This is a genomic window from Phaeocystidibacter luteus (genome assembly GCF_008933115.1).
GTDB classification, from domain to species: domain Bacteria; phylum Bacteroidota; class Bacteroidia; order Flavobacteriales; family Schleiferiaceae; genus Phaeocystidibacter; species Phaeocystidibacter luteus.
Genome location: NZ_WBVO01000001.1, coordinates 199,950 through 213,308 on the forward strand (window position 1 = coordinate 199,950; position 13,359 = coordinate 213,308).

The 13,359-nt window shown below is 46.2% G+C and carries 11 protein-coding genes; 6 read left to right on the forward strand and 5 right to left on the reverse strand.

Annotated features, from left to right (window positions below):
• Position 1 precedes the first annotated feature (1 nt).
• The 5 genes from F8C67_RS00805 to F8C67_RS00825 are packed head-to-tail and all read right to left on the reverse strand — an operon-like array spanning position 2 to position 4,528.
• On the reverse strand, positions 2-1,552 hold the full coding sequence (locus F8C67_RS00805) for a cryptochrome/photolyase family protein (protein ID WP_151665883.1): 1,551 nt from the start codon (positions 1,550-1,552) through the stop codon (positions 2-4).
• Entirely contained in the window at positions 1,549-1,716 is a 168-nt protein-coding gene (locus F8C67_RS00810) for a DUF2256 domain-containing protein (protein WP_151665884.1), read from the reverse strand. The genes F8C67_RS00805 and F8C67_RS00810 overlap by 4 nt, the downstream gene beginning before the upstream one ends.
• A gap of 28 nt (positions 1,717-1,744) precedes the next feature.
• Positions 1,745-3,175 carry a cryptochrome/deoxyribodipyrimidine photo-lyase family protein gene (locus F8C67_RS00815; protein WP_151665885.1) on the reverse strand — a complete coding sequence of 477 codons (1,431 nt, stop codon included), beginning with the start codon at positions 3,173-3,175 and terminating at the stop codon, positions 1,745-1,747.
• A complete protein-coding gene (locus tag F8C67_RS00820) occupies positions 3,172-3,831 on the reverse strand; it encodes a flavin reductase family protein (protein WP_151665886.1) in 660 nt (219 codons plus the stop codon). The genes F8C67_RS00815 and F8C67_RS00820 overlap by 4 nt, the downstream gene beginning before the upstream one ends.
• A gap of 4 nt (positions 3,832-3,835) precedes the next feature.
• Positions 3,836-4,528 carry an SDR family NAD(P)-dependent oxidoreductase gene (locus tag F8C67_RS00825; RefSeq protein ID WP_151665887.1) on the reverse strand — a complete coding sequence of 231 codons (693 nt, stop codon included), beginning with the start codon at positions 4,526-4,528 and terminating at the stop codon, positions 3,836-3,838.
• A gap of 802 nt (positions 4,529-5,330) precedes the next feature.
• Between F8C67_RS00825 and F8C67_RS00830 the strand changes: the two genes are divergently transcribed.
• The 6 genes from F8C67_RS00830 (at position 5,331) to F8C67_RS00855 (ending at position 13,359) form a co-directional block, all read left to right on the forward strand.
• Positions 5,331-6,932, forward strand: coding sequence for a sensor histidine kinase (locus tag F8C67_RS00830; RefSeq protein WP_151665888.1), 1,602 nt, complete (start codon positions 5,331-5,333; stop codon positions 6,930-6,932).
• Positions 6,933-6,947: 15 nt separating this feature from the next.
• On the forward strand, positions 6,948-7,502 hold the full coding sequence (gene rfbC / locus F8C67_RS00835) for a dTDP-4-dehydrorhamnose 3,5-epimerase (RefSeq protein WP_151665889.1): 555 nt from the start codon (positions 6,948-6,950) through the stop codon (positions 7,500-7,502).
• The gene (locus tag F8C67_RS00840) at positions 7,499-8,350 is read left to right on the forward strand and encodes an SDR family oxidoreductase (RefSeq protein ID WP_151665890.1); all 852 of its coding nucleotides are present in this window, start codon (positions 7,499-7,501) and stop codon (positions 8,348-8,350) included. Before rfbC ends, F8C67_RS00840 begins: the two co-directional genes overlap by 4 nt.
• A gap of 354 nt (positions 8,351-8,704) precedes the next feature.
• Positions 8,705-9,385, forward strand: a complete 681-nt coding sequence (locus tag F8C67_RS00845; protein ID WP_151665891.1) for a response regulator transcription factor — start codon at positions 8,705-8,707, stop codon at positions 9,383-9,385.
• Positions 9,386-10,030: 645 nt separating this feature from the next.
• Positions 10,031-10,864 (forward strand): polysaccharide biosynthesis/export family protein, encoded by an 834-nt coding sequence (locus tag F8C67_RS00850; RefSeq protein WP_151665892.1) that lies wholly within the window; start codon positions 10,031-10,033, stop codon positions 10,862-10,864.
• A 5-nt stretch (positions 10,865-10,869) separates the two neighbouring features.
• The gene (locus F8C67_RS00855; RefSeq protein WP_151665893.1) at positions 10,870-13,359 is read left to right on the forward strand and encodes a GumC family protein; all 2,490 of its coding nucleotides are present in this window, start codon (positions 10,870-10,872) and stop codon (positions 13,357-13,359) included.

A 13,359-nucleotide genomic window follows, 5' to 3' on the forward strand; every position in this document is an offset into this window, starting at 1 on the left:
GTTAGAGCTCTTCGATATTTTCTAGAAGAGAATCTCCCTTCTTTAGTAGTTCGTCTCTTTTCTCGGGTGACATCTTGTTCCAAGTTCGGTACATCATCCCGATGCGCGGATTGTTGGAGAGTGTGGACTCGTTTCGAGCGTAGAAATGCCAATACAAACTGTTAAAAGGACAAGCGTTTTCACCGGTCTTATCCTTCTTGTCGTATACACATTGATCGCAATAATCGCTCATCTTATCGATGTAATTGGCGCTTGAAACGTAAGGCTTGGTGCCAACTATACCGCCATCGGCAAACTGACTCATACCACGGGTATTGGTAATCTCCACCCACTCAATGGCATCCATGTAAATTCCGAGATACCAATCATCAACTTCATCAGGGTGTACCCCAGCTAACAGGGCGAAGTTGCCAGTGACCATCAATCTTTGAATGTGATGCGCGTAGGCGTATTCTAAACTTTGCGTGATGGAATGGGAGAGGCATTTCATCTTGGTTTCACCTGTCCAAAACCACGAAGGCAATTTTCTGTCCTGATCTAAGGCATTGAGAGAAGCGTATTCCGGCATTTCGGCCCAGTAAATGCCACGCATGTATTCTCTCCAACCAAGAATTTGTCTCACAAACCCTTCTACTTGGGAGATGTCAATTAAGTCGGAATGCTGTTCGAATTGCTCTAGCACTCTATTGACCACTTCTTTGGGAGAAATAAGCTTGACATTCATTGAAAAGCTAAGTCTGCTGTGGTAAACGGCCCAACTCTCAGTGGTGAGTGCATCTTGATAATCCCCAAACCATGGGAGTGCATTTTCAACAAAATAATCGAGCAGCTGGAGCGACTGTGTGCGAGAAATAGGCCAGTTCAGTTGAGAATCACGAATGCTTCCAATGGTTTTTACATCACTTGCCTCTAATTCTTCGAGGATAGACGCTACGTCGTTTTCGAAGTTTAATGGAGCAGGAGGGGTGTGATTCTTTGGTAGAGATTTGCGGTTGCTTTTATCATAATTCCACTTTCCACCTCGTGGCTTACCCGCTTCTAGCAAGATGTCGTGCTCTTTGCGAAGGTGCCGGTAAAAGTTCTCCATCAAGTAGGTCTTTTTCCCCTTGAAGAAATCCTTCAGGAAAGACCTTTCCGTGTAAAAGTGCTCGGTAGTCGAACATTCGCAGTCTATTCCAGATGAACTAAGTTCATTACAAAGTTCAGACAATTGCGCGTCCAATCGGAATTCATCGGGCTCTTGATACTTGAATGATTTCGCTCCGGATTCATCTACGATTCTCTTGATATTGGCGGAGATGTCACCTTGATTGTTTTTGTCCACAAGTTTCAGATAATGAACGCGATGCCCTCTAGATTTCAGTGTTTCAGCGAATTCTCGCATGGCCGCGAAGAAGCCACACACTTTTTGAATGTGATGCGTGGTGTAATCGGTTTCTTGTCGAACTTCCATAAGCAGGTAAAGCACCTGTTCATCGGATTTGCCAAACCAAGAGTGACGAATGTTGAGTTGATCGCCCAGCAGGAACCGAACTTCTTTGGCTTTTGTCACGCTGACAGAGGTTGTTTGTTCTTAGATCGACGGCATCTTTCGCTACAGTATTTGACTGATTCCCAGTCTCGTTCCCATTTCTTTCTCCAAGTAAAGGGACGATTGCATACGGGACAGATTTTCGTTGGCTTGTTCACACTGGTGTAACGCGAATACGCCGCCATTGTTCAGTTTGCCGACTGTCAGGAAGTCTTAGGTATGTCGATCGAGTATGTCCTTGCGGTTAGCTCTAACCTTTTCGTCTTTCTTTCGAGCCCATAATCTTTCACGTGCAGCTTTTGAGGCCGATTCAAGATGGATAATAGGGTCAGGGTAATCGAAGTCTGGTAAATCAATCTTATCAAACGGAGTCATTTTCCACGGTTCATGGATGAAATGATTTGGTACCTGTGCGAGCTCTGGGACCCATTTGCGGATGAATTCTCCGTTGGGGTCGTGATCTTGAGATTGCTTTACGGGATTGTAGATCCTTATGGTATGTATTCCCGTTACTGCAGCTTGCATTTGAAATTGAGCGTAATGAATCCCGGGCTCAAAATCGAGAAACAGTCTTGCCAAATGATGCACTCCATCTCGCCAGTCGTGATTTAAATGATGGGTGAGAAAAGAAACGAGCATCGATCTCATTCGGAAATTGACGTAACCCGTGGCGTGGAGACAACGCATGCAAGCATCAATTAAGGGATATCCCGTGTTTCCGGTTTCCCAAGCTTTAAGCAATGTTTCGTTATGATCAAATTTGATGTCGGCATACCCGCGGTTGAGGTGTTCGAATTCCATCCGATCTTCCATTTCGAATTTCTGAATGAAATGGCAATGCCATCTGAAGCGCGATTTCACCGCTACAGCGTCTCGCTTACTGTGGTTTAATGAATTTACGGCCTGGTAAGCCTGACGAACACTCATGTTCCCAAATGCCAAGTATGGAGATAGCCGTGAACAATGTTTTCGACTTGCACTGGGTTTTGAAATACTTCGGTTGTATCCATTGATACGCTCATTGGTGAAGCTCTTCAAGTATTTTTGGGCGTAAGACTCACCTCCGGGTTGAAAACTTAAATCCCTTATTTCATGGGCTTTTTCACGTATGTTCACGTGTGATTCTAACCCTAATTCAGGTGGTGAGAGAACCCTTTCTCTCAGTTGTTGCAAATTGATTTTGGACTGCTCACTACTCATGAGTCTGTACCATCGTTTTTGCCATCCTTCTCGGTTCTTTCGAGCGCGCTCTACACCGTTGGAGGGAAACTCTTTCCAGGTAATCGACCTCTTGTTAAACCACGCCTTCATTTCAATATCACGCTTGAACGACCAGCGCAATCCCGTTTCCTCGTAACTGAAAACGTGATCAATATTCGCGGCTTCGGCTATAGTTTCGAAGGTGGTCAACGCAGATTGGTTACTGATAAGAATGGAAGCCTCGCCTGATCTCGATTCAAGATCCATCAAGCTTTGGAGTACAAACCTCAGATGCCGAATATCAAATGTCGGGTGCTGCGTCCACTCTGGTTCAATGATGTACAGTAGAAGCAGAGGTTTGTCGCTTTGAAGCGCCTCGGCCAAAGGGGCATTGTCCGAAAATCGAAGGTCGCGTTTAAACCAGTATATGTTGATAGATTTCAACGGGCTGGAGGGGTAGAATAGAAGGAATCGGCTGATTCAACGGGTTTATCGGGCTTCGCATATGTAAGTCTGGCGAGCTTCATAGGGGCGTGGTAGGCATCCAATCCACTAACGGTAAGCGTTCCAGCGTCAGCGATAACGGCATAACCATCTTCGGCCATAATCTCCTCCGGAAGTTCAATGTAAATCACTTCTCCGATGAGCATGAGGGTGCCGTTTTCTTCAATCGGAATTTCTCGGACATATCTCATGCCAAGCTTGACTCTAGATTCCTTCACAAACGGGGCATCCACGTCTGCCAGATAGGCTGGAGTCAGGTTGGTCGCCTCAAACTCGCTCTCCTCCTCGGCGTAACTCGCTGAGGTTTGATGTGCTTCATAGAGAAAGTCCTCGTGAATGTGATTCAGCGTAAATACACCTTGGCTGCGGATATTGTTGAGGGTATCTCGTCTAACCGTTTCAGGCCTGAAGATCATCCCATAGAGTGGAGGGTTTGAACCTAGGTGGACTACAGAGCTGAGGATGGACAGATTAGTCACCCCATTCGCACTGCGCGTTCCGCACAACGCAACTGACTTAAAGCCGGTTAAGGAATTGATGAGATGGGCTCTGAATCGGCTGTCTAATTCTGCTATATCGGCTTGACGATAATTCATTTGATCAGACTCTGAGTTTACTCATTCCACCGTCTACATGTAGAATCTGTCCACTCACCCATGAGCTGTCGTTTTTGAGCAGGTAAAGTGCTGCATTGGCGATGTCATCTGCCGTTCCAACTCGTTTCAGTGGATGTCTCTCAGCTCCAGACTCTCTGCGTTTGTCGTTGCTCAGAAGAGAAGAGGCAAGAGGTGTGTCTGATAGGGATGGTGCAACGGCATTCACTCGGATTTTTGGGGCAAATTCGGCGGCAAGCGTTCGCGTAAGTCCTTCTACGGCGCCTTTTGACATAGCAACGCTGGCGTGGAACGGCATTCCTTGTGTTACAGCGACGGTACTGAAGAGCACGACGGATGCATTCTCACCTTTCTTGAGTGCATTCTGTGCGTGTCTGACTGCGCGAACGGCCCCAAGTGCGTTCACCTCGAAATCGTGTAGGTAATCGTCGTCTTTCAATCCTCTAAAGGGTTTGAGATTGATAGTCCCCGGCGCATAGAGTAGTCCGTTCAACTCTTCAGGAAGCTCAATCTGGTCTACTTCCGTAACCCCATTAAGCACGTGATGCGTGTGATTATCATGGCTATCGCCTTTCCATTCTTCACGTCCGCATGTGATCACGTTGTGACCATCGCTTAAGAGATTCTGTGCAACTGTATTGGCAATACCGGAGTTTCCTCCGACAATCAAGTAATTCATTTGTTGGGTTTTTGGGAGATAACGTGGAAGTGAGGGGGAAGTTCACTGAGGTCCGCCTCTGGCGGAAAGGCTCCCTGCGGTCGCAAGTCATCCACCGTTTGGCGGATGAAAGGCCTCCTTCGTCGGCAAGGCTTCCGTCGATTGACGGAAGCAAGCGGGGGTGCGCACGGGCTAAAGCCCCGTGCTAGTTGAATACTATCCGAGGCTACTGCGGGGAAGTGTTCCTTCGAGAAAGTAGCAATCTAAAGGGCACCTGATGTCCAAAAGCCCAGCTCCTCCGCGAACTCTCTCCACCCAGCTTATCTCTAAATTTCTCTGCGAGAGCCTCCGAGCGCAAACTTTGGTGTCTTAAATGCGCACGGGCTAAAGCCCTGTGCTAGTTGAATCCTATCCGAGGCTACTGCGGGGAAGTGTTCCTTTGAGAAAGTAGCAATCTAAAGGGCACCTGATGTCTTAAAGCCCACCTCCTCCGCGAACTCTCCTCACCCAGCTCATCTCTGAAATTCTCTGCGAGAGCCTCCGTTCACAAACTTTGGTGTCTTAAATGCGCACGGGCTAAAGCCCCGTGCTAGTTGAATACTATCCGAGGCTACTGCGGGGAAGTGTTCCATCGAGTAACACGCAATTTAATGGGCACCTGATATCCTAAAGCCCACCCCCTCCGCGAACTCTCCCCACCCAGCTCATCTCTGAATTTCTCTGCGAGAAACTCTGTGCCCTCCGTGTCTCTGTGTGAGGCCTCCCCACGTTAATGACAAGTTAAAACCCACGAGTCTCCCATTTCCCGCGTATTTTTGAAACCATGACAAGCGGAAACTCACGACTTTTAATTTCACTGATTTCGGTTGCCCTATTGGGTTCTATTGCGGTGCAGGTCTACCTCTTTACGAATGCAGTAGAGGTGAGAAAAGCCAGATTTAGAAGCGATGTGATGGAGGCTATGCGCAACGCAGGTGAGCAAATTGAAGGGGTGGATGCCATGCGTCTGTTAGACGACGAAACGGAGTTTAAGCCTTGGCTGCAAGAGCAGATCCCAAGTATTTTCGAGATTGATAGCACAGAGCCTCCGGCGCCACCATCACCGCCTATTTCTGCCGTAGCTTCTGACCGTGTGAGCTATGTAGGAGAGGCGGAACTCGAACGAGAAAGAATTGACAGCACGGGGTTTTATACGTTTAGCTTTCAGGCAGATACTACATATTATGCACCAGGCGGACCGTTCCGAGTGGAGGTGAGTCAAGAAGGATCAGGACAACGTACACGAGACGGACGAATTCGTCTCTTTCTCGGGCAGATGCAACGGATAGAAGAGAAGGTACTCACGATGGATACGGTCCTTCAAACCTTTGTGCGGAGTTCGGTGAGAGATTGGGTTCCAATTGATACGAGGTTTGAGAATGAGGACATCGATTCAATCATTGCCGCGGAGCTAAAACACAAGGGAGTAGAGATTGATTATCAATACGCCATTAGCGAAGGCGACTTTCTTACCAGTTTGAAGAGCGACGGATTTGATAGCGATTCCGCCGCATTCAAAGTGCCCATTTTTAGAAATGATTTGTGGGGGTCGCCAAGGTATTTACTCCTTCAAGTTCCCGATACTACAGGGTATATCCTTCAAAGTCTTTGGATGATGCTACTACTTAGTACCCTATTTACTATTGGTGTTGTAGCTACATTTTGGGCAACCATCAAGCAGATGTTGAAGCAAAAGAAGATCAATAGAATCAAGAACGACTTCATCAACAATATGACTCACGAGTTTAAAACGCCGCTGGCTACAATCAATTTGGCCATAGACGCTTTGAACTCTCCGAAAGTGAAGGATGACAGTGCCAAGCTGAATCATTACGCCAATATTATCCGCAAGGAAAACGCCCGAATGCACAAACAGGTTGAGCAAGTTCTTCGCATGTCGTTGCTTGACAAAGATGAGATTGAACTCAAACGAGAGAAGGTAGAAGTTAGTGATTGGGTGGACGATGCCTATGCACACATGGCGCTTACAATTGAAGGTCGGGAAGGAGAGATGAAGATGAATGTTGAGCCGGGTCTCTTTGTAGATGTAGACCGTCATCATATGTCCAATGTGCTAATCAATATTCTCGACAATGCCATCAAGTATTCCATGGAGCGGCCAGTAATTTCAATTCAGGCCATAGGCAGAAATGGGCACCTTGAGCTGAGTGTATCGGATCGCGGCATTGGAATGAACAAGGAAGTGCGAGAGCATATTTTTGATAGATTCTATCGTGCCGAATCGGGGAACGTACACACGGTAAAAGGACACGGCCTAGGCTTGGCTTATGCCAAAGAAATAGTGAGTAAACACGGTGGTGACATTCGTGTAAAGAGTACTCCGGGGCAGGGAAGTACATTCATTATTACCTTAGCTTTGTCGTAAAGAAGCTAGAATTTCATGAAGGTACTATCCGAGCCGCTTAAGGATTGTTTTTTATTGGAGCCGACTGTATTCGGAGACCACAGAGGGTATTTTTTCGAATCGTTCAACGACGTGTTGTTTGAACAGCTAACGGGGCAGAATTCTCACTTTGTACAGGACAATCAGAGTAAGTCGAGCAGAGGAGTTCTTCGCGGAATCCACATGCAGAAAGGTGGTGCAGCACAAGCCAAGTTGGTTCGAGTTGTTGCTGGCGCAGTGTGGGACGTTGCGGTTGATTTAAGACCTTCTTCACCGACCTACAAACAATGGTTTGGTGTTGAATTAACGGCTGAGAATCACCGAATGCTCTACGTGCCCCGAGGTTTTGGCCATGGCTTTGTTACACTTGAAGACGATACCATTTTCACCTATAAATGTGATAATCATTATTCGGTCGCCGATGAAATAGGCTTGATGTATAATGATGCAGCCATTGGCATCCAGTGGCCAATTGAAGGAATGGATATAAAGCTTTCAGAAAAGGATGGCCGATTGATGTCGATTTCTGAACTCGAACCACATCTAAAATGAAAGTACTGGTTTCAGGTGGTAAGGGGCAGTTAGCTTCTTGCATTGAAAGAGAATGGGAGTCAGCCCGCCAAGAAGAACTCATTTTGGCATCGTCATCTGATCTTGATTTTTATGATGTTGACAGCTTATCCGATTATTTATCTTCCAATCAAATTACCCACCTCGTGCACACCTCGGCTTACACGGCTGTAGATCTTGCCGAGGATGAGCCTGATTTAGCACGGAAGGTAAATGTGAATCAAACTAGATCTGTTGCAGAAGCTTGTGCGAGATCCAGTGTTTTCATGATTCATATCTCCACCGACTTCGTTTATGGAGGTCCAGGTGAAACACCCAGAAAAATCGAAGATGCTTCTCCAGAAAGCGTGTATGGTCTAACCAAACTGGATTCGGAAAAGGCTGTTCTTGAGTCGGGCGTTTCGCATTTGATTATTCGAACCAGTTGGTTGTACAGTTCAATTGGACGAAACTTTTACTTGACCATGAATCGGTTATTGGGGGAGGGTAAGGCATTGAGAGTTGTGAACGATCAGCATGGAACGCCGACTTCAGCATTCTCGTTGGCACGATTTATCATTGAATTTATTCGATCCAAGGACGGGTTTGGGCTTGGCACTAAGACTACCATGAACTTCTCGAATGAGGGAAGTACAACTTGGTATGGATTTGCATTGGCCATCCGCGAAATGAACGGCCTGCCTGGCACGGTAGCTCCATGCACGAGTGAGGAATACCCTCAAAAGGCAAAGCGCCCGACATATTCGGTGATGGATTTGTCGGTGTTGTGCGGAACGGGCTGGGAGAATGTGACGTGGGAAGAGGCGTTACGAGAGGTGGCTGGTAAGTGAAGATCTCACACAGAGTTTTTCTTGATTACAAGAATCTTAGGTATGCTAAACCTAAGGAGCAATTGGAATTTGAAGTGACTCCTTCACTAAGACTTAGAGAATACCCACAAGTCAACATTATTCTCTGTGTCCTCTGCGCCTCCGTGTGAGGTTCCCATTTAGTATCATCCTTCTCTGCGACCTCTGTTTCTCTGTGAGAGGTTTCCATTAAGTATCATCCTTCTCTGAGTCCTCTGTTTCTCTGTGTGAGGTCTCCACCACGAAAAACCTGATAAAAAAGTGTGAAACTCCTTTTAACATTTTCGCCATTGCCGTATTTGGTCGTAAGTTCGAAAATCTCAAACCTACAGACGTATGAAGCGCATCCTGCTCATCGAAGACGATGAAACTTTTGGTCCAATGTTGAAGGACTTCCTAGAGCTAAATGAATATGAAGTTGAGTTGGCCGTGAATGGCGACGATGGCCTGGCGAAGTTTGCCGACGGTAACTGGGACCTGTGCATTTTGGACGTTATGATGCCGAAGCGTGACGGCTTTTCTACGGCTAAGGAAATTCGCAAGGCTACGCCAAATCAGCCGCTTATCTTTCTGACAGCCAAGAGTATGAAGGAGGATATGTTGGAAGGATTCCGGTTGGGTGCAGATGATTATTTGACCAAGCCATTTGATACAGAAGTTCTGCTATATAAGATCAAAGCCGTGTTGAATCGTCAGCCTGGCAACTCCAAGGCAGAAGGAGACAAGTACTCGATTGGTAAATACACCTTCGATCCGCGCTTGAGAATATTGAGCTTAGGAGATGAGGAGCGGAAACTATCCCCGAAAGAGTCTCAGTTATTAGAGCTCTTGGCTCGACATAAAAACGACCTTTTACCAAGGTCGGTAGCATTGGTGAAAATTTGGAAGGATGAGAACTACTTCACCGGCCGCTCTATGGATGTCTACGTTGCCAAACTCCGCAAGTACTTGTCGGAAGACGGAACGATAGAAATTCAGAATGTGCATGGAGAGGGGTTTATTTTGGCGATAAGTTGAGTGGAGAAAGCTTCAGCCTGTCGGCTGAATCAAGTCATCCGCCGTTTGGCGGTTGAAAGGCCTCCTTCGTCGGCAAGGCTCCCTGCGGTCGCAAGACATGCGCCAGTTAGCGAGTGTAAGCCAAGTGGGCATGGGCTGAAGGCCTGGACTAGCTGAATCATATTTACGAACGCTCCACATCCAGTTTCTCCCAAGTGCGCACGGGCTAAAGCCCTGTGCTAGTTGAATGATATCCGAGGCTACAGCGAAGAAGTGTTCCTCAAATTCACTTGGGAGCAAGGGGACAGTTGTTATTCACAGCCAAACTCCTCTGCGAACTCTCTCCATCACGTTAGTTCCTTATTTTCTGTGCCAGAGCTTCTGGGCACAAATCCTGGTGTTCTTAGAGCGCACGGGCTAAAGCCCCGCACTAGTAGAATGATATCCGAGGCTACAGCGAAGAAGTGTTCCCCAAATTCACTTGGGAGCAAGGGGACAGTTGTTATTCACAGCCAAACTCCTCTGCGAACTCTCTCCATCACGCACTGCTCTAATTCTCTGCGAGCGCCCGTCCGCACGACCAGCCTAAAAGATTTCCCCACAATAACACCCCATTAACACTCACCTTCCTATATTTGTGGCTTGTTGAATCTGAAACCTAACCAGATGCCAGAGCTACGTGCATCCGAGGCGCCGAAAAAATGGGGCTTCTTACGCTTTCTCCCTGCAATCATTTTACTGGGCTTGTTTACAACTTCTTGTATTCCGCAGAAGGACTTGACTTATTTGCAGGTTCCGGAAGGGCAAGAGGGAGATTCACTGTTCTATGAGATTCAGAGACAGAAGTATTTCATTCAAGAGAATGACATCTTGAATGTTACGGTGCGGAGCTTTGAAGAGCGTACTGCTAATGCCTTTAATTCATCAAGAGTTTCTAACGTTCAGAATGCGGGTGACGGATATTTCTATTTGACAGGCTATACTGTGAGCTCGGATGGCGTCATAGACCTTCCCGTTGTGGGGAATGTACTCGTTGAAGGTATGACGGTAGAAGAAGCAAAATTTGCCATTAAGGCCAAGCTTTTGTTGTACTTCCAAGATGAGGCGATTTCTGTCAATGTGCAGCTCAGCGGAATCCGTTTCAGCGTAATCGGAGAAGTGATTCGTCCTGGTAAGTATACGATCTACCAGAATCAGGCAAATATTTTCGAAGCTCTGGCAATTGCCGGTGGTTCAACGATATACGGTAAGAGAAAATCAGTTCAGATTATTCGTCAGTATCCGGAAGGAGTTCGAGTGTTTGACCTTGACTTGACCGATGTAGAAGTGCTAGAGCACCCTGATTATCTTGTACAACCGAATGACATTATCAACGTCAAACCACTTCCTCAAAGATCATGGGGTTTTGGAGAAACGGGTATCAGTACGTTCATACAAACGCTATCGATAATCAGCTCTATTCTGCTCATCGCAGTATCTATTAGAAACTTAAGTAATTGATTGAAATGATTGAGCAATCGAAACAATCACGCTCCGCCTCTGGTAACGCAGACGAGTCATTTGATATCAAGTCAATTATCTTTAAGTATCTGAATTACTGGCCGCTATTCATTGTGTCCGCGCTGTTCTGTTTAATGATAGCCTTCACAGTGAATCGATATACTACCAGAATCTTCACAACATCGACTACCGTATTGGTTAAAGATGGCGGTGGTGGTGGAAGCACGGGGGTAGAAGGAGTGATGAGCGCCATTGGTTATTACAACCCAAGACTGAAATTTGAGAATGAGGTGGTGATCCTCGAGAGCTATGAGCTACTCAAAAGAACGCTCAATACCCTTGATTTCGGTGTTTCTTACAAGTCCAGTGGTCGTTTCGTAAGTGGTGAGATTTATAGAGATCGACTTTACACGGTAGAGATTGACTCTTCGCACCGTCAAGTTATTAGCTCGGAGTATACCGTTGAAATTCTAAACAAAGGTGGAGATATTCGTCTGTCTATTGATATAGCCGATGCTCCTACGTACTACGATTTCTCGGAATACAAAGTGATTAATGGACCGGTAATAGATAGCAAAGAGTACACTTTCGAAACTAAACTGAATGAATGGATAGAGTGGGAAGGCGGAAGATTTCGTCTTAAGCCTACTTTGCGATTTCTTGACTATGAAGCTTCGGAACCTACTGTTCAATCTTTCAGATTCCTAGCGTTTGAGAAAGTGCTCCTTGAGTACAAGAACAAGTTGAGAGTTGAGCCAACAGCCATTGATGCAAGTGCCATTGATATTCAGCTTGACGGAGCCGAATCCTATAAAAGCGAAGTGCTACTTGAAGCGTTAGTTAGCGAGTACATCAAGATGGGGCTTGAAGAGAAGACCCACCAAGCTGAAGCAACAATAAACTTTATCTCTGCCCAGCTTGAAAGGGTTGAGGATAGCTTGAGTAGAGTAGAAGGAGAACGCGAAGAGTTCAGATTAAACAAGCGCGTGGTTGATTTATCCTTGCGCGGACAAGCAGTGGCAGATCGATTGTATGAGCTAGATAAAGAACGCAGCGAACAGCTTGCCCGCCAGCAGTACTACGAGTACATTTTAGCTGGAGTTGATTCAAGAAAAGACTTCACAGAAATCGTTGCTCCTAGTACAATGGGGATTGAAGATCCCTTGTTGATTAGCTTGGTAGAGCGACTCCAAACACTGTATTCTGAAAGAAATGCTGCACTTCTTGGTGCGACGGAGGCAAACCCGATTGTACGCAGAATTAACGCTCAAATTAATGTAGCTAGAGAATCATTGCGTGAGAACCTTCTCAACATTATCGAAGGCTCCAAAATGTCAATTCAAGATTTGACTAAGCGCGTTGCAATGATTGATGAAGAGATATCCGACCTTCCTTCGTTAGAGCGTGACTATCTTCAAATCGAAAGAAGATATACGGTAAACAATGAGCTCTTCACCTACTTGATGCAGAAGTACGCCGAAGCTGGTATTGCCAAGGCATCTGTTCAGCCAGGTCAAAGGGTTATCGACGCGCCGCGTACCTCGAAATCTCCTATTGCGCCAAAGTCGACATTGAACTATGCGATTGGACTTGTTCTTGGATTGGTCATTCCGATTATCATTATCTATTTGAGAGATCTTTTCCGTACAAAGATTAGCAACGAACACGATTTGGTGACCGCTACATCGGCAAGTGTCATTGGCCGCTTAGGTTACAACAGCAAGATGAGCAACCTCGTGGTTCTCGAGTCACCTAAATCTGCCATGGCAGAGTCCTATCGCTCACTTCGAGCGGGTGTGCAGTACGTGAACACAGAAAACAAGAAGCCTTACATCATCCTAGTTACTTCGAGTATTTCTGGTGAAGGAAAAACATTCGTGAGTATTAACCTGGCTTCTATTCTTTCCTTGGGTGGCCACAAGACAATTCTAATCGGACTCGATTTAAGAAAGCCGAGAATTTTTAATGACTTTGAATTGAGCAACGAAGTTGGTTTGTCTAACTTCCTTTCCAGCGATTGTGCTTACGCAGATATTATCCAAAAGACAACACACAGCGAGAATTTGGATATCATCTCGGCCGGACCAGTTCCACCGAACCCGAGCGAGTTGATTATCTCTCCTAAATTCAATCAGCTGATAGAAGACCTCAAGAAGGATTACGAATATATCGTGTTCGATACTCCACCAATCGGAATCGTTGCTGATACTTTCGAAGTGTTCAAACATTCCGATCTCAACTTGTTTGTGGTTCGCCAGAACTATACCGACAAGGGATTAGTGAAGGCCATGAATGAGGTTATTCACAGCAGAGGGTTGAGCAACATCTACGTTGTCTTCAATGACGTCCAAGTTCGTTCAGGATATGGATATGGCTACGGCTATGGCTACGGTTACGGCTATGGCTACGGCTATGGCTATGGATACTTCGGTGATGATCCTACTGAGTCTTCTGGTTTGGTTTCCAGACTGTTCAAACGGAACCGACGTAAATAG

What these genes read in the sequence shown, in the direction of transcription:
- F8C67_RS00855 (WP_151665893.1), top strand. Translation starts at nt 10,870, where the DNA reads ATGATTGAGCAATCGAAACAATCACGCTCCGCCTCTGGTAACGCAGAC.
- F8C67_RS00850 (WP_151665892.1), top strand. Translation starts at nt 10,031, where the DNA reads ATGCCAGAGCTACGTGCATCCGAGGCGCCGAAAAAATGGGGCTTCTTA.
- F8C67_RS00840 (WP_151665890.1), top strand. Translation starts at nt 7,499, where the DNA reads ATGAAAGTACTGGTTTCAGGTGGTAAGGGGCAGTTAGCTTCTTGCATT.
- F8C67_RS00830 (WP_151665888.1), top strand. Translation starts at nt 5,331, where the DNA reads ATGACAAGCGGAAACTCACGACTTTTAATTTCACTGATTTCGGTTGCC.
- F8C67_RS00825 (WP_151665887.1), bottom strand. Translation starts at nt 4,528, where the DNA reads ATGAATTACTTGATTGTCGGAGGAAACTCCGGTATTGCCAATACAGTT.
- rfbC (WP_151665889.1), top strand. Translation starts at nt 6,948, where the DNA reads ATGAAGGTACTATCCGAGCCGCTTAAGGATTGTTTTTTATTGGAGCCG.
- F8C67_RS00845 (WP_151665891.1), top strand. Translation starts at nt 8,705, where the DNA reads ATGAAGCGCATCCTGCTCATCGAAGACGATGAAACTTTTGGTCCAATG.
- F8C67_RS00810 (WP_151665884.1), bottom strand. Translation starts at nt 1,716, where the DNA reads ATGGCGGCGTATTCGCGTTACACCAGTGTGAACAAGCCAACGAAAATC.
- F8C67_RS00820 (WP_151665886.1), bottom strand. Translation starts at nt 3,831, where the DNA reads ATGAATTATCGTCAAGCCGATATAGCAGAATTAGACAGCCGATTCAGA.